Genomic DNA, 1,091 nt, shown 5'->3' on the forward strand with positions numbered 1-1,091 from the left:
ACTCCCTGGGTCTCGCGTGCTCGCGCATCACCCGTTACATGCTTGAGCGTGGCATTGACATGAAGGTAGTTCCCCAGTCCGGAAAGTACTGCTGAGCATGCGCACGAGCCGAGTCTTCACCGTCATCGACAGCCATACCGCAGGGCACCCCACCCGAACGGTCACCGCAGGCATCGCTCCGTTGCGCGGGCACAGCGTGCGCGAACAGCGAGACGATTTCCGCGCGGTCCATGATGGGTTGAGGGGGCTGCTGCTTCACGAACCGCGCGGGCATGCCGCCATGGCGGCGGCGGTGCCCGTGCCTTCCCGCGAGGCAGATCAGGGACTGTTTTTCATCTTCTCGTATGCCTACGCCGATATGTGCGGCCATGCCACGATTGGCTACATCGCCAGCCTGGCCGCTATGGGTGCGCTTCCTGCAGGCTTCGAACAAAACGGCATGTCCATCGAGACGCCGGCGGGCATCGTCCATGTGACCGGTACCTTCGAGGCCGGCCGGCTGACCTCAGTGGTGCTGCGCAACGTGCCCTCCTACCTCGCCTCCGCCGATGTAACCGTCGAGGCCGAGGGCCTCGGCACGGTGACGTGCGACATCGCCTATGGCGGCATCCTGTATGCCCTCGTCGATGCGAATCAGATCGATCTTCCCTTCGACATCGACCACGCCAGCCGTTGGTGTCGCGCCGGCATGGCCATCAAAGAGGCGCTTAACTCCGCCAGCGGCATTCCGCAGGTTAGCAGCGTCTTATTCCACCAAGCTATAGAGGGCGGCGCCCGCCATCTGGTGATTTTGGCAGGCAATAAGTTCGACCGTTCGCCCTGCGGCACGGGTACGTCTGCCCGCTTGGCCCAACTCCACGCACGCGGGGAGTTGGCGACTGGCGCGCCCTATCGGGCCGAGAACATCCTCGGCGTGCCCTTCGCGGCGAAGGTCGCGGCCTTGGCTCGGGACAGTAACGGCCAGCCCGCCGTGATCCCCGAGGTGCGCGGCATGGCTCATATCAGCGCATTTTCCACCCTCGTGCTGGAAGCGGACGATCCGCTGCCAGCCGGTTTCCTTCCCAGCTGACGGAGAGCGATATGAAATTCGA

General features: G+C 64.0%; 1 protein-coding gene. It reads left to right on the forward strand.

All coding sequences use genetic code 11. From position 1 onward, the window contains the following. The first annotated feature begins 97 nt into the window (after window positions 1–97). Window positions 98–1,069: a proline racemase family protein gene (locus NKH80_RS30040; protein WP_352995664.1), complete on the forward strand. Its 972-nt coding sequence runs from the start codon at window positions 98–100 to the stop codon at window positions 1,067–1,069. Window positions 1,070–1,091: the final 22 nt, after the last annotated feature.

The sequence above is a fragment of the Mesorhizobium sp. M0904 genome (assembly GCF_040319475.1).
GTDB lineage: Bacteria > Pseudomonadota > Alphaproteobacteria > Rhizobiales > Rhizobiaceae > Mesorhizobium.

What these genes read in the sequence shown, in the direction of transcription:
- NKH80_RS30040 (WP_352995664.1), top strand. Translation starts at nt 98, where the DNA reads ATGCGCACGAGCCGAGTCTTCACCGTCATCGACAGCCATACCGCAGGG.